The sequence below is a fragment of the Aggregatibacter segnis ATCC 33393 genome, assembly GCF_000185305.1.
Lineage (GTDB): Bacteria > Pseudomonadota > Gammaproteobacteria > Enterobacterales > Pasteurellaceae > Aggregatibacter > Aggregatibacter segnis.
Genome location: NZ_GL622200.1, coordinates 1608148 through 1633244, shown reverse-complemented (window position 1 = coordinate 1633244; position 25097 = coordinate 1608148). Strand labels below are relative to the sequence as shown.

The following is a 25097-nucleotide window of genomic DNA, read 5'->3' as shown; positions in this document are numbered from 1 at the left end:
AGTGCGGTCAAAATTGACCGCACTTTTTGATCGTAAAGCATTTATTTTTTCAGTTCCGTGGCGTAATCTTCTACCGCCGTTTTGGACTTCAATAATCCTTGTTGCAACATAAAGTCCGCCATTTTTTCATAGTTCGCTTTATTAAAGCTGCCCGGCTGTTTACTCAAATAAGGCAGTGTGTCTTTCCAAGCTCGGCGATTGAGTTCGTTATCCAATTCTGTCGGTTTATAGCTGACAAAAAGCTGCCAACTTTCTTCCGGGTGTGCGTTGAGGTAATCCGTGGCTTGTTGTAGCGCGCTGACAAAATCTTGGTATTTCGCTTCATGAATTTTGTCTTTATTGGCCACGATAATTAATTCGTCATAGGTTGGCACGCCATACTGTTCAGGGAAAAATGCCTTGCCTTGATAACCTTCAATGGCTAATTGATTCAATTCAAAATTGCGGAATGAACCAATAACCGCATCCACTTGTTTGCTAATTAAAGAAGGGGAGAGAGACCAATTCACATTAACCAGTTGAACATCTTTATTACTTAAATTAGCTGACTTCAACATGGCATCCAACAGCGCTGTTTCAAAACCGCTAACGGAATAGCCGATTTTCTTTCCTTTCAAATCCGCTAAGGTTTTGATACCGCTATTTTCCAACGTGACCAAGCTGTTTAGCGGAGAATCTGCCAATGTCGCAATACGCACTAAAGGTAGTTTTTCATCTACTTGAATATGCAGTTGCGGTTGATAATCTACGGCTAAATCTGTTTTACCCGCGGCGACCAATTTAGGTGGTAGCGATGGATCGGCGGGCTCAATAATATCCACCTCCAGATTATGTTCGGCAAAAAAACCTTTTTGCTGTGCGACGATCAACGCCGCGTGATCCGGGTTGACAAACCAATCCAGCATTAAAGACAGTTTTTGTTTTTCTGCCGCCTGAACGCTAAGCGAAAGTGCGCCGATAATCAATGTTGAAAGAATGTGTTTTTTCATTGTAGCTCCTTTTGTGGTTAAGCGAGATCCAGCCCCATTTGCCAAAAGGCAATTTCCATGCGGGTGGCTGTCGTAAAGATGTGTTGAATATGATTTTGTTGAGTAGGGGTAAAATCGGCACAAAGTGCGGTCAAAAAAGCCGATGTTTCTTCTGCTTCTTGCTGAAAAGCCTCCGAAGCATAGGTATCGATCCAGGTTTGATACGGATTATTGGTTAAGCGCGGGTAGTTTTCTGTGATATAGCGTGCGATTTGTGCATACCCTACGGCACAAGGCGTAATGGCCGCATAAATTTCCGCTAAACCACCGGTAGCACCGCAATCCAATAAATAGCGGGTATAGGCAACACAGGCGGCGCTTTCTTGAGTGGCAAATATTTCCGCTTCACTGATGCCCCATTGTCGGCAATAGGCCAAATGTAATTGAATTTCCTGACAAATACTTTCCAGGCTTTTTCGTGGCGTTTCCATTTGGCTAAAGTTTTTGGCTTTAAAGATAGCCAAGGCAAACGCACGGCTGTAATGAAACAGGTAAAGGTAATCCTGCTTTAAATAATGACGAAAGCACTCTGCCGGCAACGAGCCATTTGCCAATTGTTTGACAAAATCATGTTCTACATACTGTTGCCAATAAGGCTGGGCGTTTTTAATCAGTTGGTTGAGCATTTTTCCTCCTAATGCACATAACTTACCCACGGCAGAGCTTTGCGCAGTAATTTATCCACGATGAAATAAAGGCAAAGCGCCATGAGCAAAAGTAAAAATAGCGCCGCAAACATTAAGTCGATTTGCATTCGGGCATTGGCTTGCAGCATTAAATAGCCCAATCCTTCCGAAGAACCGACCCATTCTCCTACAATGGCGCCAATGGGCGCAATGGAGACGGCAATGCGTAATCCTGATGCTAATGCGGGTAACGCCGCCGGTAAGCGTACTTTTAATAGCATCGCTGCAGGAGAAATACGTAAGGTTTGGGCCAGTTGAAGCCAGGGTTTTGGTGTGTTGCGTAGTCCGTCATAACAGGCTGCCGTGACGGGAAAATAGATAATTAAAATCGCCATGGTGATTTTTGATGCCATGCCATAACCAAGCCACAACACCAGTAATGGCGCGATAGCAAACACCGGAATGGCTTGTGAAATCACTAATAATGGCATTAAGAAAGCCGAGATTTTGCGGGAAAGGGTGAGTAGTAGCGCAGAAGATAACCCAAATAAAAACCCTAAAACTAAGCCTAATAAAATTTCCAGCAAAGTAATTTTGGCATGCATGAAGAGCAAGTCTGCTTGCGTCATTAATCGTTGCCATACAGCAAGCGGGGTAGGCAATAAGTAGGGCGGCACATCAAACAGACTGATAATGCCTTGCCAGAACGTAATGAACAGGGCGCTTAATAAGATAAGACGGGTGATTTTCTTCATGTTGGCTCCGTCATTAATTGTTCGATAAGCCTATTTTGCAGCGCCCACAGTGCCTCTTGGTGAAGCTGATGGGGCTTTATGGGATCCAATTGAGCAACCTGTTTTATTTGCACCGGTTGACCTTGCAACACATAAATTTTTTCGCCTAAACGAATCGCTTCTTGCGGATCGTGGCTCACTAAAATTACGGTTTTCCATTGCAACAGTTCGCAGGCAAGATTTTGTAACTGTAAACGGGTGACCGCATCCAGGGCGGAAAAGGGTTCATCCATTAAAATTAAATCGGCATCTTGCATTAAAGTGCGCGCCAATGCCACCCGTTGGCGTTGGCCACCGGAAAGTTGATAACAAGGTTTATGCCAATGATCCGCCATGCCAACGGCGTGTAATAGTTCTTTGGCTTTTACTTGGGTTTTGGCATTTTTCTGACCGCTAAGGTGCTGCGCCAACTGCACGTTATCCAACACGGAAAGCCAGGGGAATAAACTGTCTTGTTGTGCTAACCAAGCCGCTTTGGTATGAGGGGTAAATTGGATATGGCCTTGTGTAATCGCTGCATCTTCCAATCCTGCAATGGCGCGAAGTAAGGTGGATTTCCCTACACCGGAACGCCCGAGTAGCACAACCCATTCCCCTTGCTCTACGCGAAAATGAAGATCGACAAACAATGGCTTGTGATCGAATTGCAAGCATAGATGTTGGATATCAAGGCAATACATCGCAGGCTAACTTAGCGAGAGAGGCAGAAAAGTGCGGTGGATTTTAAGAATGTTTTTAAAAAGAATGGCAATATAGACATGATTTAGTTTCCTACGTCAGTGTTAACTGTTTCAGGTTCACGGGTATTATCTCAGCCAATGGCACCCCGACTAATAATGGCGCAGAGTCTATCGAAAAAGCGCGTAAAAAACAAATTGCGCTGTTAAATTTTGTGATCCCCGTCATAGAGAAATTCTGTTCTTTCATGATGTTTCAAATCAGTTTTTCTGTATAAAACCTTGCCTTGTGCTAGAATGGCGGCCTAATTTTGATAATGCTTTTATTTAGGAAACATTATGTCCCAACAAAAATCCGGACTCTCTTTTCTCTGGCTAAGTGCGGTCGCTTTTTTGCTTGATTTGCTGACGAAATATATCGTGGTACAAAAATTTGACTTGTATGAAAGCGTGAATGTTCTGCCGGTGTTTAATTTAACTTATGTACGAAATTATGGTGCGGCATTCAGCTTTTTGGCGGATCACGATGGTTGGCAAAAATATTTCTTTATTCTGTTGGCGATTAGTATTTCTCTGATGCTGGCGTATTTCATGAAGAAAAATCGTGCCGACCAAAAATTACAAAATTCAGCTTATGCCCTTATTATTGGTGGCGCGCTTGCTAATATGGTGGATCGTGCCTACAACGGTTTTGTGGTGGATTTCTTTGATTTTTATTGGGATATTTATCATTATCCGGTGTTTAATGTGGCGGACATTGCCATTTGTATCGGCGCCGGTTTACTCGCATTAGATGCCTTTAAAGGCGATAAAAACAAACAAAAGAGCGGTCAAAAATGAAGATAATTTTAGCCAACCCACGCGGTTTTTGTGCCGGCGTCGATCGTGCCATCAGTATTGTTGAACTGGCGTTGGAAATTCACGGTGCGCCCATTTATGTACGCCACGAAGTCGTGCATAATCGTTTTGTGGTGAACGGCTTGCGTGAGCGCGGTGCTATTTTTGTCGAAGAACTGAGTGAAGTGCCGGATGGTGCCATTGTGATTTTCTCCGCTCATGGCGTATCCCAAGCAGTGCGTCAAGAAGCCAAAGACCGCAATCTCAAAGTATTTGACGCCACTTGCCCTTTGGTGACCAAAGTGCATATGCAAGTGGCGCGCGCCAGTAAAAAAGGCACGAAAGCGATTCTCATCGGGCACAAAGGCCATCCGGAAGTGGAAGGCACCATGGGGCAATACGGCAACCAAGAGGGTGGCATTTATCTCATTGAAAGCATCGAAGATATTGCCAATTTGCCGGTGGCTCAAAACGATGATTTAACCTTTATGACGCAAACCACGCTGTCTTTAGATGACACGGCGGAAACCATCAGCGCGTTAAAAGAAAAATACCCTGCGATTCAAGGCCCGCATAAAAATGACATTTGCTACGCGACAACCAACCGTCAACAAGCGGTGCGTGAACTAGCAAAACAATCGGATCTGGTGGTCGTGGTAGGCTCCAAAAACTCCTCTAACTCTAACCGTTTGGCGGAGTTGGCTTCTCGAATGGGGGTGGCGTCTAAGTTAATTGATGATCCCAATGATATTCAGCCGGATTGGTTTAACGGCGTGCAAACCATTGGTGTCACCGCGGGTGCTTCCGCGCCGGAAGAGTTGGTGCAATCGGTGATTGCGCGTATGAAAGAATTTGGCGTCACGGATGTAGAAGAATTACAAGGCTTAGAAGAAAATATGTTCTTTGAAGTGCCAAAAGAATTGCGCGTAAAAGAGGTGAGTTAATTCTCTCCAACACTCGCTAAAAATGAAAAGAAAGTGCGGTCAATATTTGAAACGTTTTGAATATTGACCGCACTTTTTCTTTGTTAAAAAGCGTAAAGAGACAAGCTGAAATAAAAAGCGGATAAATGTTATTGCCATTTATCCGCTTTAAATTAAGACTAACTTACGTTAATTCACACTTGGATTACCAAGAATATTTAATGCCAACAGAGCCTTTATAGCCTTGACGTTTTGCGCCATTTAAAGAGTGTTCGTAGCGAACATCTGCATAAATATGTGAGTTAGCACTGGTTGCAAGTTGAGTACCTACACCAAATTCACCCCAAGTTTTCGCAAATTTTTCATTGATGTTATCTGCACCAATGTTGCTACCGGCAGTATTTTTGAAGTCATGCCATAAGTTTGCAGTGAAATAAAGGGTTCTGACTTTTTCACGCGCAGTTAAATCGTTGTAAGCAAGACGTGCACCTACACGACCACGTAAACCGTGTTGTTTGTCTTGGTGTACAGAACGTAGATCATCGTTGAAACGGCTTAATCCTAGGTATTGATAGATTAACTGTGCTTGCGGTTCAATGATCCAGCTGTCACCGTTATTCATTTTTTCTTTACCTAAAGCAAATGGATGACCAACTTCGCTTGATAATGCAACACCGAAACCGTGGTTTTTAGCTTGTGAATCTAGAGCGTAATATTTATTTTTCACCCAAGAAAGTTGACCCACTAAGTCTAAGTAGCTGCCATTTTCAGCATAACGTGTATGTGTTACGCCGGCATGGAAGTTTTCGGTTTTCGCTTTGCCGGTGTATTTGTCATTAAGGACAACACCATTTTCAGCACGATATTCATCATAGAATTTTGAATTTGCGTGCGTGTAACCCGCATAAATACCGGTAAAACGTTTTCCACTGTTTTCGGTAGATGCAACATCAAAGTCGTGACCGAATTGGAAACCGGAAAGGTTAGCCGTCAAGTTCAAACGCTCTTTACCATCTAAAGCAAGGTGTTTACCAATAATACGTCCCCAAGTTTGGTTGTTCGCTTGAGATTTTTCCCAAGAAAGCGCCTGATTTTCACCGCGACGTTGGTGTAATGTGCCGACGGTTTCATAGCCCACTTCTAAGTTCAATTTTGGCGCAAGTGTGTAGCCTGGTACGGACGGTACATAAATTGCATCGCCATTTGTTGAAGTGACTGTCCAGAAATATTCGGTAGCGTTACCGACTCGTTTAGAGGCTAATTGTAGTTCACCTGCACCGGTGGTTCTTGTCATACCGGTAAAGTTATGTAAATTGCTTGAGCCTTGTACACGAATGACAGCAGTACTGTTTTTGCCTAAATCTGAAGCGATAGAGCCAATAGAACCGTCAACTAAGTTTTCCGCACCATTTGCTTTTAGGCTCACAACTTTTGTTACACCTTCTACATTGCCGGTGACTTCTAATAAGTCAGATTTGCCGTTATTCGGATCATTGGTATTCCACTGAGTATTCACTTTTAGAAGACCGTTATTCGCTGTGTAGTTGCCTTCCACAGTGAGTTTGTCTTCGTAAGAACTGTTGGCAAGGGTGATTTCACCGTTGTTGCTGGTTAATGTGCCGTCAGAACCATCTTGTTTAACTAGCTTAACTTTATAATCTGTGCCGGTAGCGCCGGTAGGAATATTTTTAGAGGCATCTAATACACCATTATCTAAGGTTAATGCATTAATGGTAGAACGCTGTTCATCGCCTTTTTGTTTTAATTCCCAAACAGCTTGGTTGTTCACATGCACGTCTAATTTAGAACGCACATCGCCTTTAGATTGTTGCTGCATTAAACCAATGGCTTTTGCTTGATCAGACAAGGTAAATGTCAAATCGGAACCTTTTGTTGCCGCCACTTTGGTTTCGGCAAGCCAGCCATTTTCTGCGGCTTTGGCTTCACTGTCTTTGCCTTTTAAAGCGAATTTTGCATTTTCGGCAACGAATTCACCATTATTAAACCAATTTTTGACTCTGTCTCCTGCAAAGGTTACTGCAAGACTACTTTCTTTTCTCGCATCGGCCACAATTAATGAAGCATCGTTGGAGTTTGTGCTGATTTTTGTATTATTTAAACGAACCTCTTGATCTTTATTAGGTTCGTTACGAGAAACAGGAACGGTTAGGAAATATGTTACCTTTGTTTGGTAATCCTGTGTATCGAAAACAATAGCTGAATTGCCGGATTTGATTTCACCGCTGCTGGTATCTGAATCAGCAATTAAGCGGGATTTGGTGCCAAATAAGCGCACGGTTGCGGAGTCTTTTGATTCTGTTGTATCAAGTACCATTCTGCCGGTGGAATTGACGACAGCACCTTTATAGTCAGCCGGTTTTTCAGTGTTTGGCAGTTCCGGTTTACCAATTTTTAAGGCTGCAGAAAACTTCCCGTTCGCTTTCACTGTGATGTCAGAGTCTTTTAAGTTCGCTTCTGCACCATCACCACTGACGTAAAGTCCGACTAAATAATCTCCAATTTTAGCGGTAGTTTTATCTTCCACATTAATGGTCAGTTTTTTCTCAGAATTGAAAACCGGTTTGGCACCATTTGTACGGTAAACCTTCACACCGGATAATTGTTGACCAAATGGTGCAGTTGCGCCACCAAAGTTTTTTGTACTTTTCACTGTGTTTTCTGTGTTTTTAACAGTGATATTAGCATCATCATTCAAAGTTAAGCTTGCAGTATCAGAAGCGTTACCACCGGCATAATCATATCCTACAGCAATACCGTAGGCGGCATTGGAGTTTACGGCTAATCCTGAATTAGCTTCGCTAGCTAACGTAACATTAATGTTAGTTTTGCCTTTAATTTCAACTTGATTATTCGCACGAACGATAAGTCCTTTTGGACGAGCAAATTGTTCTCCGCTATTAGGTGCTAGTGTAGCTTTGTAATCTCCATCAATGTTTTGATTTAGTTCTTTCCAAAACTCTCCTGAACCTTCTGTTCCCATAGTAGGTGAAGTGTCACCCGCTGCAGCAACGGCCAATGCAGGAATAGAAAAAGAAGAGACAATCAGTGTGCTTAGAAATGTCTTTTTGAATTTTTCTTTGGTATTAAGTAACATAATATGTTTCCTCTTGTTATGTTGTATAAAATAGAAAAGGACATTTTTGTTAGTACAAAAATTGCGCGAATTATATCAGAAAATCTGATTTTATACATGTAAAATATGGTTTTTATAACTTGTTGAAATTAAAGAAATAAGTTGGATTTTTTATTAAATTAAATTTAAAAATAATACATTCAACAGTATTTATTATCTGTCTATGTTAAAGTGCGGTTAAAAAATACTGCGATCTTTAATCGCACTTTATTTGTTATGAACACTGAACATCATTTTCGCATTGTAAAAATGCAAATTCTCCGCCGTATTCAACAGGGTTTACAGATGGCGGAAGAATATTTCAAACAAGCTTTTATGCCTCCGCAAATTCATTATGAATTAAAAGGTGTCAAGGCCGGTGTCGCCTATTTACAACGAAATACCATCAATTTTAACCGCACTTTATTGTTGGAAAACTCGGAACAATTTATTTATCAAGTTGCATTGCATGAGTTGGCACATATTGTGGTTTATCAACATTACGGGCATGTGCAACCTCATGGCAAAGAATGGCAATTTGTGATGCAAGAGATATTCCATTTGCCGGCGGAAACCTATCACCAATTTGATTTATCTTCCGTGCAAGGAAAAACCTTCACGTACCATTGTGCTTGTCAAACACATCAGCTCAGTATCCGTCGTCATAATAAAATTCAGCGTGAAAGTGCGGTGTATTTCTGTCGAAAATGTAAAACCCAATTAAATTGGATTGGGCTGGAAAATGAAGAAAATTGACAGTGCCGTTTATTACGTCATTGTGGCTCATTTCCCTTAAAAAACACCTTCTTTTTTCTCGTTTCTCGATCTGCTTCACAAAAAAGTGCGGTCATTTTTCTGAACGTTTGTGCGGTGCATACAAAATCGCTAGATTAATGAAACCGAAATCAGTACAATCGCACCCTTATTTTTTTCTATTGTTTAAAATATCACCAAGAATTTCGGTATCCGCCGTAATGTGTAATAACGAGGCTCCATGTCAGAACAAACAGTATCAGCGCAAGCTGTTGCCGAACCGGCAAAAAAAGTCAATTTAATGAATTTAACCCGTGCGCAAATGCGTGAATTTTTTGCCGAATTAGGTGAAAAACCGTTCCGTGCGGATCAGTTGGTGAAATGGATTTACCATTTTGGTGAAGACAATTTCGACAATATGACCAATTTAAACAAAAAGCTACGGGAAAAATTAAAATCTGTGGCAGAAATTAAAGCACCGGAAGTGGCGGTGGAACAGCGTTCTGCCGATGGCACGATTAAATGGGCGATGCAGGTCGGCGATCAGCAAGTGGAAACCGTGTACATTCCGGAAGCGGATCGCGCCACGTTATGTGTTTCTTCACAGGTTGGCTGCGCATTAGCTTGTACTTTTTGTTCGACCGCACAACAAGGTTTTAACCGTAATTTAACGGTGTCAGAAATTATTGGGCAAGTGTGGCGCGCATCGAAAATCATCGGCAATTTCGGTGTCACCGGCGTGCGTCCGATTACCAATGTGGTGATGATGGGCATGGGCGAACCGTTGCTGAATGTGGCGAATGTGGTGCCGGCGATGGAAATTATGTTGGACGATTTTGCCTACGGTTTATCCAAACGTCGCGTGACATTATCGACGTCCGGTGTTGTGCCGGCGCTTGATAATTTAAGCAAAATGATCGATGTGGCGTTGGCGATTTCCTTGCATGCTCCAAACGATGAATTGCGTGATGAAATCGTGCCACTAAACAAAAAATACAATATCAAAACCTTGATTGATTCGGTGAATCGCTATTTAAGCGTTTCTAACGCCAACCACGGCAAAGTAACGATTGAATATGTCATGTTGGATCATGTGAATGATCATGTGGAACATGCTCATCAATTAGCGGAAGTGTTAAAAAATACGCCGTGTAAAATCAATTTGATTCCATGGAACCCATTCCCAGAAGCGCCTTATGCGAAAAGTTCTAATACGCGTATTGACCGATTCCAAAAAACCTTGATGGAATACGGTTTAACGGTGATTGTACGAAAAACCCGTGGTGATGATATTGATGCTGCTTGCGGACAATTAGCCGGCGATGTCATTGACCGGACTAAACGTACTGCACAGAAAAAACGTTTTGGCGAGGCGATTGCCGTTCAAGTTCAGTAACCATTCAAACTCGGAGGAAAATAAATGGTTCATTTCTCGTTCTTTACTCGAATCATACCGTTTATTTTCCCCTTTCTTTTTTCTGCCTGTGTTTCTCAACAGGTATCATCTGATTTTGATAAACAACAGGCGGCAAAAGCCCGTGTTGAATTGGCATTAGGCTATTTGCAGCAAGGGGATCACAACCAAGCCAAGGCAAATTTAGACAGGGCGATTTCTTATGCGCCAGGTTATTATTTAGTACATGCGGCGCGCGCTTATTTTTATCAGCAACAGGGCGATGTGATTCAGGCAGAACAAGCCTATTTGACTGCCATTAAGTTAGATAAAAAACAAGGTGATGTTTTCAACAATTTCGGTACCTTTCTTTGTTTGCAAGGTAAATATTCTGCCGCCTATGAGCAATTCTATAAAGCATTAAAGGCGCCTAATTATTATCGGCAGGGTGATACTTATGAAAATCTTGCACTCTGTGCTTTGTCAGCAAAGGATTTAATGGTTTATCAGGAAAATCTGTTAATACTTGAAAAAATGGAACCGGAACGGGCAAAGAAATTAGCGTTACGCGCTAAATAGTCGATCAAAGTGCGGTCATTTTTATTGGTATTTTTAGGCGGTTATTTTGCGATTGCTTTTGTTCTCCGGAAATGGGTAAAAATGCCATTTAAAATTGATTTTGACTGGTGTGACAATTTCCATTTCAGATAACAATAACGCCATATAACTGTTGCAAAACCAGCCTTACCACCTTAAACTTTAGCACTTAATTTTTAGCTAAAAATACCATTCCTATGAATACATCTAAAACAACTCAAGAAGCACAACATAGTGCACAAGAAATCACCGTTGGTGATAAATTTCGTTTGGCAAGAGAAGCTTTAAATCTTTCATTGGAAGCCGTTTCTCAAGCCATTTCATTACGACCTTCAATTCTGCAAGATATTGAAAATAACCGATTTATTCATCACTCAACGCCTGCAACTTTTGTTCGTGGTTATGTGCGTAGCTATGCAAAATTTCTCAAGATTGCTGACAGCGAATGGCTGAATGTGATTGATTTTGGTGACGAGCAACAAAATGACTTAGGTAAAAATGCTCGTGCGACCAGCTCTGTTAATCAATATTCCTCTCATAATCGTTGGGTAGGTTATTTAACCGCCTTAGTTGTACTTGTGGTGCTTGGCATGACAGGCATGTGGTGGTGGGAAAGCCATCAGCAATCCAATGCAGAGCGCGACAATTTAGTGAATTCTTATACCCAGTTCTCAACAGAAACGCCAGCGACAGTAACCAATGTTGATAATGTGTCTGTGGTGACGCAACCGATTAGTCAGGCAGAAAATCATCTTGTTGAACCGGTAGCGGCTGAGGCTACTGTTGAAGTTAAGCCGCAAGAGAATGTGGTTGCGACACCAGTAGTTGTTGAAACCGAAGTCGCACCGGCAAATGTGTTGCAATCTGAAATGAGTAAAATCAACGGTACAGAGCAAGTGGCAAGTATGCCTGAAAGTGCAACAATGGAAACCACGGTAACATCTTCCTCAACAGAAAGTGCGGTGGAAAACTCAAGCGTTTCTGCGGTCGCGACAAAAGATAATTTATACATTGAAGTGATCGGCAATTGCTGGATTAGTGTAAAAGACAAAAATCGTAAGGTGTTGGCACAAAAAGAATATAAGCAAGGCGATGTGTTAAGTTTCAACGAAGAAGAGCCTTATTCTTTAATTATCGGTGCGCCGGGGAATGTCAAAATTATTTATAAAGGCGAAGTTTTTCCATTAACACTTGATGGGCGTGTCGCAAAATTTAAATTACCTCAATAATGGGCGAATAATGTTAGAAAAGCCAAAAATTCAACGTAGAGAATCCACGAAAATTTATGTGGGGAAGGTACCCATCGGTGGTGATGCACCGATTGCAGTACAGTCGATGACCAACACACGAACTACCGATGTTGAAGCCACTGTCGCGCAAATCAAATCCTTAGAGCGCGTGGGTGCCGATATTGTGCGTGTGTCCGTGCCGACGATGGAAGCCGCGGAAGCCTTCAAATTAATCAAGCAGCAAGTGAGCGTGCCATTAGTCGCTGATATTCATTTTGATTACCGCATTGCGCTGAAAGTCGCTGAATATGGTGTGGACTGCTTGCGCATCAATCCGGGTAATATCGGACGTGAAGATCGTATTCGCGCCGTAGTGGATTGCGCGAAAGATAAAAATATCCCCATTCGTATTGGGGTGAATGCCGGTTCACTGGAAAAAGACATTCAGGAAAAATACGGTGAACCGACGCCACAAGCATTGTTGGAATCGGCATTGCGCCATGTTGAAATTTTAGATCGTTTGAACTTCGATCAATTTAAAGTGAGTGTTAAAGCCTCGGATGTGTATTTGGCGGTGGAATCCTATCGTTTACTTGCCAAGGCGATTAAACAGCCGTTGCATTTAGGTATTACTGAAGCCGGTGGTGCGCGTGCCGGTGCAGTGAAATCTGCCATCGGATTAGGTATGTTATTGGCTGAAGGTATTGGTGATACGTTGCGGGTGTCTTTAGCCGCCGATCCGGTGGAAGAAATCAAAGTCGGTTTTGATATTTTAAAATCACTCCGTATCCGTTCTCGTGGCATTAACTTTATTGCTTGCCCAACCTGTTCCCGTCAAGAATTTGATGTAATTGGCACGGTAAATGCGCTCGAACAACGTTTAGAAGATATTATTACGCCGATGGATGTGTCAATTATCGGTTGTGTCGTCAATGGCCCGGGAGAGGCGTTGGTGTCTGATTTAGGCGTTACCGGCGGCAATAAGAAAAGCGGCTATTATCTTGATGGTGAGCGCCAGAAAGAACGTTTTGATAACGATGATTTAATTAATCAATTAGAAGCAAAAATTCGCGCCCGTGTTGCGCAGCAAGATCCTAAAAATCGTATTCTTTAATTTTTTATAAACACAGGAAGTTATTGTGGCAAAAACTATTCAGGCAATTCGTGGAATGAACGATTGCTTACCAACAGAAACCCCGCTATGGCAATGGGTTGAAAATAAAGTGCGGTCTGTTTTAAGTGCGTATGGTTACGCGGAAATCCGTATGCCAATTGTGGAAAGCACACCGTTATTCGCCCGCGCTATCGGTGAAGTCACCGATGTGGTGGAAAAAGAAATGTTTACGTTTGATGACCGTGATGAAGAAAGTTTGACTTTGCGTCCGGAAGGCACGGCAGGTTGTGTTCGCGCCGGTATCGAGCACGGTTTGTTGTACAACCAAGAACAACGTTTATGGTATATGGGGCCGATGTTCCGTTATGAACGTCCGCAAAAAGGTCGTTATCGTCAGTTCCATCAAGTGGGCGTGGAGATTTTCGGGATTCCTAATCCGGAAATTGATGCGGAGCTTATCGCCTTAACCGCCCGTTTATGGAAGGATTTAGGCATTTTTGACCATGTTACGCTTCAACTTAACTCCATCGGTTCATTAGAGGCGCGTAAAAATTATCGTCAAGCCTTAGTCGATTTTTTACAAAATCACATCGATATTTTAGATGAAGACAGCAAACGTCGTTTAACCACCAATCCGTTACGGATTTTGGACAGTAAAGATCAACGTGTTCAAGAAGTGCTAAATGATGCACCGAAATTACACGATTATCTTGACGATGATTCCCGCGAACATTTTGCGCAATTATGCGCCTTGCTTGATAATTTAGGGATTCAATACGAAATCAATCAAAAATTAGTGCGCGGCTTGGATTATTACAACAAAACCGTATTTGAATGGGTGACATCCGCTTTAGGCGCGCAAGGTACCGTCTGCGGTGGTGGTCGTTACGATGGGTTGGTTGAACAGCTAGGCGGTCATGCCACAAGTGGTGTTGGCTTTGCTATGGGCTTGGAGCGTTTAGTCCTGTTGGTACAGGAAGTGAATACACAGATTACCTTGCCAAGTGCGGTGGATATTTACATCGTTTATCAAGGCGAAGGCACTACCGTAGCAGCCTTTAATTTGGCGGAAAAACTTCGTTCAGAATTACCGCACTTACGTACGCTTTTACACTGCAGTGGCGGGAATTTCAAAAAACAATTTAAACGAGCCGATAAAAGTGGAGCGAAGTTAGCCTTGGTCATCGGCGAAGATGAAGTGAAAAACCAACAAGTGGTGGTAAAAAACTTGTTGCAACATAGTGAACAAGCGGTTGTGGCATTAGGCGACATCATTAATCACATTCAAAACACATTCAAATAAGGAAAAAACATGGCGTATACCATTGAAGAAGAACAAGAACTCAGTGCTATTAAAGCGTGGTGGCAAGAAAACTATAAGTTTATTATTGTTTGTTTTGTCATTGCATTTGGTGGCGTATTCGGTTGGAACTACTGGCAATCTCATCAGTTACAGAAAATCCACAATGCCTCTGCCGAGTATGAGCAAGTGTTGTTTAACTATGCAAAAGATCCGAAAGCACAAGAAGAGCAGTTTTCTCAATTTATCAAAAATAATGAGAAAACCGGCTATGCGGTGTTAGCGTTGTTAGATAAAGCAAAGATTGCGGTAGAGAATCAAGATTTTGCACAGGCTGAAGACGCGTTAAAACAGGCAGTAGCACAATCAACGGATGATGTTTTATCTTCTGTCAGTGCATTACGTTTGGCTGCGGTGCAATTCCAACTTGGGCAATTTGATCCTGCGTTGGAAAGTTTGAAATTAGTGAAAGAGCAAGCTTGGAATGGCGCTAAGAATATGTTGGTCGGCGATATTCAGTTGGCGAAAGGCGATAAGGATGCAGCGAAAAGCGCTTATCAACAAGCTCAACAGAATGCTACGCCGTTAGAGCAACAACTCATTCAAGTACGGTTAAATAATTTATAGTTTTTAAGGCTTGGTTTTCCCAAGCCTTTCTTTTGTCCTGAATAAGGTATGTCTATGTCATTGAATAAACGCCACATTCTGGTTCCACCACCGTTAATTTTTGTTTTTTGTGCATTGTTGATGAAATGCCTTCCGCCTGTTCTGCAATTTCCCTCTTCTTTGGGGTTGGTGATGGTATTCGGCGGAATGGGTTGCGCCATTGGGGCAGCCAGTGTTTTGCAATTTTTATTGGCGAAAACAACCTTGAATCCCTTTCAACTTAAAACGGCTTCTCAATTAGTCACCGGTGGTGTTTATCGATTGAGTAGAAATCCAATGTATCTCAGCTTTGTTTTTATTTTATTGGCTTGGATGGTTTATCTCGGTTCACTGTCGGCGTTGTTTGGCGTGGGGTTATTTATTTGGTACGTCACTAAGTTTCAAATTAAACCGGAAGAAAAAGGGCTCAAGCGTTTATTTGGGGCTGCGTTTACAGACTATTGTCGGCGTACGCGGAGATGGCTGTAACTGCCACTATAAAGATAAAATCTCTTTAACGAAGGGAATCGTTAGTTTACGTTGCGCCTGTAATGAGGCCTGATCGAGTTTTTCTAACGCATTAAATAAGGTTTTCATATCGCGTTCTAAACGTTTGAAGAGAAAATTGGCGGTTTCGTCAGGTAATTCAATGCCGCGTTGATGTGCCGCCAGTTGTAAGACAGTTATTTTTTGTTGATCATTTAACGGCATTAATTGATACACTTCGCCCCATGTTAGACGAGACGCCAAATCCGGTAAATGAGCCGATAAATTGGTCGGAGATTGATCCGCGCTGATCACTAAAAGCGTTTTTCCGGTTTCTCGGATTCGATTAATTAAATCGAAAATGGCCAGCTCCCAATCCGGATTTCCTATCACCTCTTGTAAATCATCCAAACACACTAATTCTTGTTGCTCTAGATTTTCCAGTACTGCCGGAGAGAAATATTGTGCTTTATTCAAAGGCACGTATAAGGCAGGGCGTTGATGCGTTAGGTAATGATGACAAATGGCTTTTAATAGATGGCTTTTCCCGCAACTACGCTGACCCCAAAGATAGAAAAAAGGTTGGTTGAGATGGGAAAAGTTTTTTTGTAGCGAGCTGAGCAGAAGCTGATTGTTTTCCGCGTAGAAATTTTCCAGGGTGTCATTATCAAATTGATGGATGGGGAGAGGAAGTTGGAAATATGGCTCGCTCAAATCAAATACCGAAAATGCTGAAATAAAGTGCGGTAAGAATAAACGAAATTTTTAAAATTAGAAAGTCATTAGCGGATATTTTTCCTTTCCGCTAATGACTGTTACATATGCGTTTTATGCGGCTTCGTTTTTCGCTTTAGGTAATACCAAGTTCAAAATGATAGCAACCACGGCACAAAGGCTGATTCCTTTTAAGGATACGCCACCGACATCAACGAACATGTTACCGATACCAAATGTCATGACCACCGCAATGATGCAAAGGTTACGTGCCTCGGTGACATCGACTTTGGCGCGGATTAGGGTGCTCATACCCACAACAGCAATGGATCCGAATACCAACATCATGATACCGCCCATTACAATGGTTGGGATGGTAGATAAAAAGGCACCGACTTTTCCACAGAAGGAAATAGCAATTGCCCAGACTGCCGCCCAAGTCATGATATTTGGATTGAAATTACGGGTTAGCATGACCGCACCTGTGACTTCTGCATAGGTCGTATTTGGTGGACCACCTAATAATGATGCTGCGCTCGTTGCGATACCATCACCCAATAAAGTGCGATGTAAGCCAGGTTTTTTGATGAAGTCTTTGCCGGTGACGGAACTAATCGCCATAATGCCGCCTACGTGCTCCACGGCGGGTGCAATGGCAATTGGCAGTAAATATAAAATGGCTTCCAATTTAAATTCAGGTGTGGTGATGTTTGGCAAACTAAACCAAGGCGCCTCTAAAACCGGTTGGAAATTAATGAGCCCCATGAAAAGGCATAGAACATAACCGACGGTGATACCGAACATAATTGGGATAAGTTTCATTAGCCCTTTGGAGAAGACCGCCACGCACAAGGTTGTGATGAGGGTTACCATAGACACTAAAACAGCATCATTGTATTGGTAAGCGTTATTTTTACCGAGAGCCATATCGACGGCGACCGGTGCTAAGCCCATACCGATGATAATAATAACGGGGCCTACAACCACAGGAGGAAAAATGCGTTCTAATGCCGCAGCACCACGCAATTTGACTAATGTACTCAGCGCTAAATAAACCAAACCGGCACAGGCTAAACCGCCCATGGTAGCCGGAATACCCCAAGTGGCGACGCCGTATTGAATCGGGGCAATAAAGGCAAAAGAAGACGCCAAGAAAATCGGCACTTGTTTGCCGGTGCAAAGTTGGAATAATAAGGTACCGATACCAGCGGTGAGCAAGGCGGTATTGGCATCTAATCCGGTAATTAACGGTACTAAAACCAATGCACCAAAGGCAACGAATAGCATTTGTAAACCCACAAACGCTTGTTTAACGGAACTCTGTTGCTCCGTAATTGGAGCTTGTGTTGTATGTGTCATGTAAGTTTCAACTCTCTGCCTGAATTAACTTAAAAAGTGCGGTCATTTTTAGAAACATTTTCATTTCTTTTTGCCGCAAAAGAGGCGGATAAAAATCCGCCTAACCTGTTAATAAAATTTCCGGTTTAGCATTATTTCGTACCGAAAATTTTATCGCCTGCATCACCTAAACCCGGAATGATATAACCGTTTTCGTTTAAGTGATCATCAATTGCCGCGGTGTATAATTCAATGTCCGGATGCGCTTTTTCTAATGCGGCAAGACCTTCCGGTGCGGCAACTAATACTAAAACTTTAATGTGTTTACACCCTTTTTGTTTGAGCAAATCGATGGTTGCAATCATGGAGCCACCGGTTGCTAGCATCGGGTCAACAACGATAGCTAAACGTTCATCTAAATCGCTGGCTAATTTTTGGAAATAAGGTACCGGCTCAAGGGTTTCTTCATTACGGTACATACCGACAACGCTGATACGCGCACTTGGAACATGCTCTAACACACCGTCCATCATGCCAAGGCCTGCACGTAGAATCGGTACCACAGTGACTTTTTTACCTTTGATTTGGTCAATCTCAACCGGGCCGCACCAACCGTCAATAATAACTTTTTCCGTTTCTAAATCGGATGTCGCTTCATAAGTTAATAGACTTCCGACTTCTGTTGCCAATTCACGGAATTTTTTCGTGTTAATTTCCGCTGCGCGCATTAAACCCAATTTGTGTTTCACTAAAGGGTGTTTGACTTCAACTAATTTCATTTTTATCTCCTTAATATTAGACGGTTCGCCGCGAAAAAATAAATCGCGGAATAATACATCAAAGCCTGTTGCTTCTCAAATTTAGCTCAAAAATAATGCCTATGAAATCATAGGCATTACGCTTGATTATTGCTCTTGGTTAATAAATGAGTCGTTTATCTTAATTTTCGCTTTAGCGCGTAGAGCATTTAATAAACTGTTTTGTAAGCTCACTTGAGAGAGCTGCTCAATTTGCACGGCAAATTGTTTTTGCTCTTGTTCGGTTAATTTACCATCAACCACTTTATCTAATGCAATGATAACGACATCACCATTTGCATTGCTAGCGGCTTTATAGGTAGTTTTACCTTCTTCCGGCTTCGCCATGGAAAATACCGTATTGTTTAACACAGGATCTTTATTTTCGGCAAAGACCCAAGTTTGTTCTGCACTAAATTTTACGCCTTCAACAGACTTGCCTTCAGATAAATTTTGGACAATTTGTTCTGCTTGAGCTAATACGACTGCTTCTGCTTTTTGATGTTTTAAATGTGCGGTAATGTCAGCTTTGGCTTCATCTAATGTTTTGATGCTTTGAGGTTTATGATCAAGCACACGAACGACGACAGAATGTTGTTCACCCACGTTCATCGGTTCAGAGTTGCTACCGCCCTGGGACAGATCAGAATCGAAAACCGCAGAAACGACATTAGGATAATTGAGCTCAGCAGGAATATCATCACGAGAAAAATATGCCGTTTCTTGTACTTTGACACCGCCTACTTCTGCAGCTGCATTCAATGAAGAAGGATCTTCAAATGCTTTTTCTGCAACACGTTTTTCAATGGAATAAAATTGTGTATTGACTAAGTTTTGACGGATTTGTGCCGCGATCTGTGCTTTTACGCTTTCTAGTGGTTGTAACTGTGGTTCTTTGCGTTCTTCTACCAAAATAATATGGTAGTGATTGTCAAGATTTACCGGTTGGCTATATTGTCCAACGGCTAAGGCATTTGCAGCATCTTCAAAAACTTTTGGAAATTCACCCGCACTTACCCAACTTAAATCACCGCCTCGCTCAGCACTGGTTGGATCAATCGAGTGATTTTTGGCTAAATCTGCAAAATTAGCCCCATTTTGTAGCTGTTGGTATAACTCTTGTGCTTGCTGTTCTGTTTTTACTTGAATATGGGCTAAGCGTTGTTGTCCTTGGGTTGTGAATTGAGGTTTATTATCTTGATAATATTGTGCAATTTCTACATCAGTAATGTTGATATTGTTCTCCATCGCCGCGCCGGATAAGTCGAGGTATTGTACTTTTACGGTTTCCGGAATCGTAAACTCAGCTTTGTGTGCATCATAGTAAGCTTGAATTTCTTCATCGCTAACTTCTTGTTTGGCAATTTCATTGGCTAAAGATAAATTTGCTAAACGAATTTGACGGCTTTGGAAGAAAAGTTTTGTTAATTTTTCTTGTTGAGCAGGGACGCTAAAGGTAGTAGTGCCTAAACCGCTTTGTAATTGTTCCAGGCGTAATGCTTCGCGAACATAACCGGCATAGGTTTCAGCAGAAATCCCATTATTTTGTAGTGTTTGTTGATAGAGCGTATTGTCAAATTTGCCATTATTTTGGAATGTCGGCGTGGTGACGATTTCTTGTTTAATACGTGCATCGCTAACACCTAATTTAAGTTCGTTAGCGTATTGGCGTAGTAGTTCTTGATCAATTAAAGAGGCAAGTACTTGACGTTTAAGATTGGCCACTTGTGCCGGTGAATCGATTTCTTGAGGCGTTAAATTACGTGATGCAATATTGTATTGATTTTGAAACGCTTGTTGTGAAATTTCTTCTCCGTTCACTTTTGCTGCTGAGTTATCTACTCGGGTATAAAGATAACCCGCCATCGAGCTGATAACAAATGTGACAGTAATAAAACCAAAAAGAAACTTGGAAGCCCAGTTAGTTGAGGCTCCGTGTAGTTTTTCCATTACCATGAAACGTATCCTATAAAAATAAAGCAAAAATTTGCACGATTATAATCTAAAGCGCCTTTACACGCACTAGCAAAATAAAAAAAGCCAAATTATTCGATGATAATTTGGCTTTTTAAAAACGTTTAATTAATTGACCGCACTTGGAGAAATACTTTTCTTACGACGACTGCTTTTCACCGCAGAAATCGGTTCAAGCTTTACGAACTCAACACCGCTAGGTGGATTTTCCAACGCAATAGTTAACACTTCATCGATGGTTTCTACCGCGTGAATGTTCAAATCACGTTTGGCGTTTTCCGGAATATCTTCCAAATCTTTCACATTATCTTTTGGAATAATGACGGTTTTAATACCGCCACGGTGAGCTGCCAGTAATTTTTCTTTTAAACCGCCAATTGGTAATACTTTGCCACGTAGGCTGATTTCACCGGTCATCGCCACTTCCGATTTCACTGGATTACCGGTTAAACAGGACACTAATGCGGTACACATAGCAATCCCTGCGCTCGGACCGTCTTTTGGTGTCGCACCGTCCGGAACGTGAATGTGAATGTCACGTTTTTCGTGGAATTCCGGATTAATACCTAATTTATCTGCACGTGCGCGTACGACAGTCATTGCCGCTTGAATGGATTCTTTCATGACATCCCCCAAGGAGCCAGTGTAACTGAGTTTGCCTTTGCCCGGCACGGAGGCGGTTTCAATCGTCAGTAAATCGCCGCCGACTTCCGTCCATGCCAAACCAGTGACTTCGCCAACACGATTTTGCGTATCTGCACGACCAAATTCAAAGCGTTTCACACCAAGGTAATCGTGTAGATTTTTCGCCGTCACTTTGATGGATTTTAATTTCTTATCTAACAGTAAGGTTTTTACGGCTTTACGGCAGATTTTTGAAATTTCACGTTCTAAATTACGCACACCGGCTTCACGAGTGTAATAGCGGATAATATCCACGATCGCGCTGTCATCAATGATTAATTCTCTGGTTTTTAGCCCGTTGCGTTCCATTTGTTTGTTGATCAAATGGCGAGTGGCGATATTCAGTTTTTCATCTTCCGTATAACCGGATAAACGAATCACTTCCATACGATCTAATAATGGCGTTGGAATGTGCATGGAGTTTGAGGTCGCCACAAACATGACATCGGATAAATCGTAGTCCACTTCCAAATAATGATCGTTGAAATGGGCATTTTGTTCCGGATCCAATACCTCTAATAAAGCAGAAGCTGGATCACCACGCATATCAGAAGACATTTTATCGATTTCATCTAACAAAAAGAGCGGGTTTTTTACACCGACTTTTGCCATTTTTTGAATCAATTTGCCTGGCAAAGAACCAATATAGGTTTTCCGGTGACCACGAATTTCGGCTTCATCACGCACGCCGCCTAATGCCATGCGCACATATTTGCGCCCTGTTGCATTGGCAATAGATTGTCCTAACGAAGTTTTACCGACACCAGGAGGACCTACCAAGCAAAGAATTGGCCCTTTTAATTGATTTAAACGGGTTTGCACGGCAAGGTATTCCAAAATACGCTCTTTCACGCGCTCCAAACCATAGTGATCGGCATCTAAAATTTCTTGCGCTTTCGCGAGATCTTTTTTCACTTTGGTGCGTTTATGCCAAGGCACTTGAATCATCCAGTCAATATAACTGCGCACAACAGTGGCTTCAGCCGACATTGGCGACATCATTTTCAGTTTTTGCAATTCAGCTTCGGCTTTTTCACGTGCTTCCAAAGGCATTCTTGCCTCTTCAATTTTTTGACGAAGCTGTTCAATTTCACTTATCGCATTTTCTTCTTCGCCAAGTTCTTTTTGAATGGCTTTAATTTGTTCATTTAAGTAATAATCGCGCTGACTTTTTTCCATTTGTTTTTTTACGCGACTACGAATGCGTTTTTCCACCTGTAATAGATCCGCTTCGGACTGCATTAAACCCAGCAAATACTCAAAACGTTCCACTACATTGGTCATTTCTAATACGGTTTGTTTTTGGGCAACGGAAACCGGTAAATGGGAGGCTAAGGTGTCACTAACTTGTTCCAAATTTTCAATTTGTTGAAGTGCGGAAAGAATATCCGGCTGTACTTTCTTGTTCAAATTCACATAGTTTTGGAATTCATCTAAGGCTGCTTTGTGAACAACTTGTAATTCTTTTTTATTACCAAGCGTGCTATTAAGCGGTTCTACCTGTGCTTGAAAATGTTCACCGGAATCTTCAATTTGATGAATTTTGGCGCGCTGTTGTCCTTCTACTAACACTTTCACGGTGCCATCAGGAAGTTTGAGCAACTGGATAATATTGGCAATGGTGCCGACATCATATAAATCGTCAATGGACGGTTCTTCTAATTCTGCCTGTTTTTGCGAAACCAATAACAGCTGTTTGCCATTATTCATGGCATCATCAAGGCTGCTAATGGATCTTGGTCTGCCTACAAATAACGGCATGACCATAAAAGGAAACACGACGACATCGCGCAATGGCAATACCGGTATGGTTTGTAATTCTGATTTTTTTGCTCTCATCATGTACTCTCTTATCTAAATTCCGCTGATTTCGCCTAATATTGGGGTGGATTCCGTAAATTCAAGCATCAAAAGGAGATGCCAACACATAAAAATGCGGTGATTTTTTAACGTGTTTTATTGTTGAAAATGTTGCTCAGTATAACTGAAATAGATTGGAACAAATAAAGATTAAAAAAGAAAATTCATTAAGAATGGCGGTGAGAGAGGGATTCGAACCCTCGATGCAGTTTCCCACATACACGCTTTCCAGGCGTGCTCCTTCAACCACTCGGACATCTCACCGTGATTAGGACGTGCGAACTATAAGGATTTCATTGAGCCTCGTCAAGTATTTTTATGATTTGTCCCATCAGACGATAAAAATTTCGCCAATAATCAGGTAAAATAAGCGTCCACTCATGGTTATTCCATTCAATTTCTCATCTACGATTATGAATTATGTTAAAAAAATGGTTTCTTTCTAAAAATGTGTTTCTTGCGGTGAAACCTTTCAGTGCGTTGAAAGACAGCTTTCGCGCGGGTTATAGCTCCCGTTATTTGGTTAAAGACATTATTGCCGGTTTGACGGTTGGTATTATTGCTATTCCACTTTCTATGGCATTGGCGATTGCCAGTGGCGTACCGCCGCAACATGGTCTATACACAGCGATTATTGCGGGGATGATTATCGCATTAACCGGCGGATCCCGTTTTAATATTTCTGGGCCTACCGCGGCGTTTGTGGTGATTTTATATCCTGTGACGCAACAATTCGGGCTAAGCGGTTTGTTGATGGCTACGTTATTGTCGGGCATCATTTTAGTGTTAATGGCGCTGTTCCGTTTAGGGCGATTAATTGAATATATTCCGTTGCCGGTGACGCTCGGTTTTACATCGGGGATTGGTATTGTGATTGCCACGTTGCAAATTAAGGATTTTCTCGGCTTAAGCATTGAAAAAATGCCTTCTCATTACCTTGAAAAAGTACAAGTTATTTTGACCGCACTTCCAAGTATCAGCTGGGCGGATACCGCAGTAGGCATTATCACACTGATCGTATTAACCCAATGGCATAAACTTCGTTTACCGATCCCAGGCCATTTGCCGGCGGTGATTATTGCGACATTATTATCTTTAGGTTTAACCCATTTTGGATTTTCTGTGGCGACTATCGGGACACAATTCCAATACACGCTTTCTGATGGTAGCACCGGTTTTGGTATTCCAAATGTTTTGCCTGAATTTGTACTGCCGTGGAATATTCCCGATCTTCATGGCAACGTAATTGATTGGAATTTCGATACCATTCAACGACTACTTCCTGCTGCATTCTCAATGGCGGTATTGGGCGCCATTGAGTCGCTATTATGTGCTGTTGTGTTAGATAACATGACGGACACCAAGCACCATTCTAATAACGAATTATTGGCGCAAGGTTTAGGCAACATTGCCTCTCCGTTCTTCGGTGGTATAACCGCCACTGCGGCAATTGCCCGTTCAGCCGTTAATGTTAAATCGGGGGCGGTGTCACCACTTTCCGGCGTGGTGCATGCGCTATTAGTCTTGTTGGCCTTGTTATTTTTTGCGCCGGCACTTTCCTATTTGCCGTTGTCGTCTATGGCAGCATTATTGCTGGTGGTGGCTTGGCACATGGCGGACTTGACACAAATTATTCAGTTAATTCGTCGCTCAGGACGTAATGAAATCACCGTGTTATTGGTTTGCTTGGTGTTGACCGTGTTATTCGATATGGTGATCGCCATTTCTGTGGGCGTGTTGTTGGCAAGCTTGCTGTTTATTCGCACCATCGCTGAAATGACTAAATCTATCAGTATTGCTGTACCGGAGGATTTAGATGATGTCTTAATTTATCGTATTAGCGGACCGCTCTTTTTCGCTGCAGCAGATAATTTGTTTGCTGATTTACATGATAAGACCGTACACACCGACCACGAAATTAAACATATTGTTTTACAATGCGATGCGGTAACGGTATTGGACACCGGGGGAATTCACGCACTTACACGTTTTGTGCAACATATGCTCCCACATCAACAGCTTTATATGTGCAATATGCAATTCCAACCGTTACGTACTATCGTGAAATCCGGTAGCTTGCCGGAGATTAAAAAAATTAATTTCACGGCGGATTTGGCGGAGGCGCTGAATAAAATTCGGGAGTTCGAAGGCATTGAAATTAAACAATAGCCGGATAATAAAAGATAAAAAAGGAG

At 42.1% G+C, this 25097-nt stretch carries 21 protein-coding genes, 1 tRNA gene and 1 riboswitch; of the genes, 11 read left to right on the top strand and 11 right to left on the bottom strand.

What is annotated here, in order from left to right:
* Window positions 1-41 precede the first annotated feature (41 nt).
* Genes HMPREF9064_RS01810 through HMPREF9064_RS01825 form a run of 4 tightly spaced genes read right to left on the bottom strand, consistent with a single transcriptional unit; the run spans window position 42 to window position 3128 of the window.
* Window positions 42-989 carry an ABC transporter substrate-binding protein gene (locus HMPREF9064_RS01810; RefSeq protein ID WP_006719304.1) on the bottom strand — a complete coding sequence of 316 codons (948 nt, stop codon included), beginning with the start codon at window positions 987-989 and terminating at the stop codon, window positions 42-44.
* 17 nt (window positions 990-1006) lie between these two features.
* Window positions 1007-1654 carry a thiaminase II gene (gene tenA / locus HMPREF9064_RS01815; protein ID WP_006719302.1) on the bottom strand — a complete coding sequence of 216 codons (648 nt, stop codon included), beginning with the start codon at window positions 1652-1654 and terminating at the stop codon, window positions 1007-1009.
* A gap of 8 nt (window positions 1655-1662) precedes the next feature.
* Window positions 1663-2409, bottom strand: a complete 747-nt coding sequence (locus HMPREF9064_RS01820) for an ABC transporter permease (RefSeq protein WP_006719301.1) — start codon at window positions 2407-2409, stop codon at window positions 1663-1665.
* Window positions 2406-3128, bottom strand: a complete 723-nt coding sequence (locus HMPREF9064_RS01825) for an ABC transporter ATP-binding protein (protein WP_006719298.1) — start codon at window positions 3126-3128, stop codon at window positions 2406-2408. Before HMPREF9064_RS01825 ends, HMPREF9064_RS01820 begins: the two co-directional genes overlap by 4 nt.
* A gap of 71 nt (window positions 3129-3199) precedes the next feature.
* A riboswitch (TPP riboswitch) is annotated at window positions 3200-3287 on the bottom strand.
* Between the two features lie 177 nt (window positions 3288-3464).
* Here HMPREF9064_RS01825 and lspA point away from each other — a divergent pair.
* A complete protein-coding gene (gene lspA, locus HMPREF9064_RS01830) occupies window positions 3465-3965 on the top strand; it encodes a signal peptidase II (RefSeq protein WP_006719296.1) in 501 nt (166 codons plus the stop codon).
* Window positions 3962-4906, top strand: a complete 945-nt coding sequence (gene ispH, locus HMPREF9064_RS01835) for a 4-hydroxy-3-methylbut-2-enyl diphosphate reductase (RefSeq protein WP_006719291.1) — start codon at window positions 3962-3964, stop codon at window positions 4904-4906. The genes lspA and ispH overlap by 4 nt, the downstream gene beginning before the upstream one ends.
* Before the next feature lie 184 nt (window positions 4907-5090).
* On the opposite strand, the gene HMPREF9064_RS01840 is transcribed toward ispH, so the two are convergent.
* On the bottom strand, window positions 5091-8000 hold the full coding sequence (locus HMPREF9064_RS01840) for an autotransporter family protein (protein ID WP_006719290.1): 2910 nt from the start codon (window positions 7998-8000) through the stop codon (window positions 5091-5093).
* 255 nt (window positions 8001-8255) lie between these two features.
* Between HMPREF9064_RS01840 and HMPREF9064_RS01845 the strand changes: the two genes are divergently transcribed.
* From HMPREF9064_RS01845 to HMPREF9064_RS01880, 8 genes are all read left to right on the top strand, one after another.
* Window positions 8256-8774 carry a SprT family zinc-dependent metalloprotease gene (locus tag HMPREF9064_RS01845; protein ID WP_006719287.1) on the top strand — a complete coding sequence of 173 codons (519 nt, stop codon included), beginning with the start codon at window positions 8256-8258 and terminating at the stop codon, window positions 8772-8774.
* A 238-nt stretch (window positions 8775-9012) separates the two neighbouring features.
* The gene (locus tag HMPREF9064_RS01850; protein ID WP_006719285.1) at window positions 9013-10167 is read left to right on the top strand and encodes a bifunctional tRNA (adenosine(37)-C2)-methyltransferase TrmG/ribosomal RNA large subunit methyltransferase RlmN; all 1155 of its coding nucleotides are present in this window, start codon (window positions 9013-9015) and stop codon (window positions 10165-10167) included.
* Between the two features lie 24 nt (window positions 10168-10191).
* On the top strand, window positions 10192-10743 hold the full coding sequence (pilW, locus tag HMPREF9064_RS01855; protein WP_006719284.1) for a type IV pilus biogenesis/stability protein PilW: 552 nt from the start codon (window positions 10192-10194) through the stop codon (window positions 10741-10743).
* A 215-nt stretch (window positions 10744-10958) separates the two neighbouring features.
* Window positions 10959-11990 (top strand): RodZ domain-containing protein, encoded by a 1032-nt coding sequence (locus tag HMPREF9064_RS01860; protein ID WP_006719283.1) that lies wholly within the window; start codon window positions 10959-10961, stop codon window positions 11988-11990.
* Between the two features lie 10 nt (window positions 11991-12000).
* On the top strand, window positions 12001-13104 hold the full coding sequence (ispG, locus tag HMPREF9064_RS01865) for a flavodoxin-dependent (E)-4-hydroxy-3-methylbut-2-enyl-diphosphate synthase (protein WP_032997983.1): 1104 nt from the start codon (window positions 12001-12003) through the stop codon (window positions 13102-13104).
* 25 nt (window positions 13105-13129) lie between these two features.
* Window positions 13130-14407, top strand: a complete 1278-nt coding sequence (gene hisS / locus HMPREF9064_RS01870; RefSeq protein WP_006719281.1) for a histidine--tRNA ligase — start codon at window positions 13130-13132, stop codon at window positions 14405-14407.
* A gap of 9 nt (window positions 14408-14416) precedes the next feature.
* Complete coding sequence (locus HMPREF9064_RS01875) at window positions 14417-15031, top strand: YfgM family protein (RefSeq protein ID WP_006719279.1); 615 nt, start codon at window positions 14417-14419, stop codon at window positions 15029-15031.
* Between the two features lie 54 nt (window positions 15032-15085).
* Window positions 15086-15538 (top strand): methyltransferase family protein, encoded by a 453-nt coding sequence (locus HMPREF9064_RS01880; RefSeq protein ID WP_006719277.1) that lies wholly within the window; start codon window positions 15086-15088, stop codon window positions 15536-15538.
* Between the two features lie 6 nt (window positions 15539-15544).
* Here HMPREF9064_RS01880 and hda read toward each other — a convergent pair whose 3' ends face one another.
* The 6 genes from hda to HMPREF9064_RS01910 form a co-directional block, all read right to left on the bottom strand.
* Window positions 15545-16249: a DnaA inactivator Hda gene (gene hda, locus HMPREF9064_RS01885; protein ID WP_006719276.1), complete on the bottom strand. Its 705-nt coding sequence runs from the start codon at window positions 16247-16249 to the stop codon at window positions 15545-15547.
* A 114-nt stretch (window positions 16250-16363) separates the two neighbouring features.
* Window positions 16364-17608 (bottom strand): nucleobase:cation symporter-2 family protein, encoded by a 1245-nt coding sequence (locus HMPREF9064_RS01890; protein WP_006719275.1) that lies wholly within the window; start codon window positions 17606-17608, stop codon window positions 16364-16366.
* 131 nt (window positions 17609-17739) lie between these two features.
* A complete protein-coding gene (upp, locus tag HMPREF9064_RS01895) occupies window positions 17740-18366 on the bottom strand; it encodes a uracil phosphoribosyltransferase (protein ID WP_006719274.1) in 627 nt (208 codons plus the stop codon).
* 126 nt (window positions 18367-18492) lie between these two features.
* Window positions 18493-20340 (bottom strand): peptidylprolyl isomerase, encoded by a 1848-nt coding sequence (gene ppiD, locus HMPREF9064_RS01900; RefSeq protein ID WP_006719273.1) that lies wholly within the window; start codon window positions 20338-20340, stop codon window positions 18493-18495.
* A gap of 126 nt (window positions 20341-20466) precedes the next feature.
* Window positions 20467-22884 (bottom strand): endopeptidase La, encoded by a 2418-nt coding sequence (lon, locus tag HMPREF9064_RS01905; protein ID WP_006719272.1) that lies wholly within the window; start codon window positions 22882-22884, stop codon window positions 20467-20469.
* A 192-nt stretch (window positions 22885-23076) separates the two neighbouring features.
* Window positions 23077-23166, bottom strand: a tRNA-Ser gene (locus HMPREF9064_RS01910).
* Window positions 23167-23322: 156 nt separating this feature from the next.
* Here HMPREF9064_RS01910 and dauA point away from each other — a divergent pair.
* A complete protein-coding gene (gene dauA, locus HMPREF9064_RS01915) occupies window positions 23323-25071 on the top strand; it encodes a C4-dicarboxylic acid transporter DauA (protein WP_006719271.1) in 1749 nt (582 codons plus the stop codon).
* Window positions 25072-25097 lie beyond the last annotated feature (26 nt).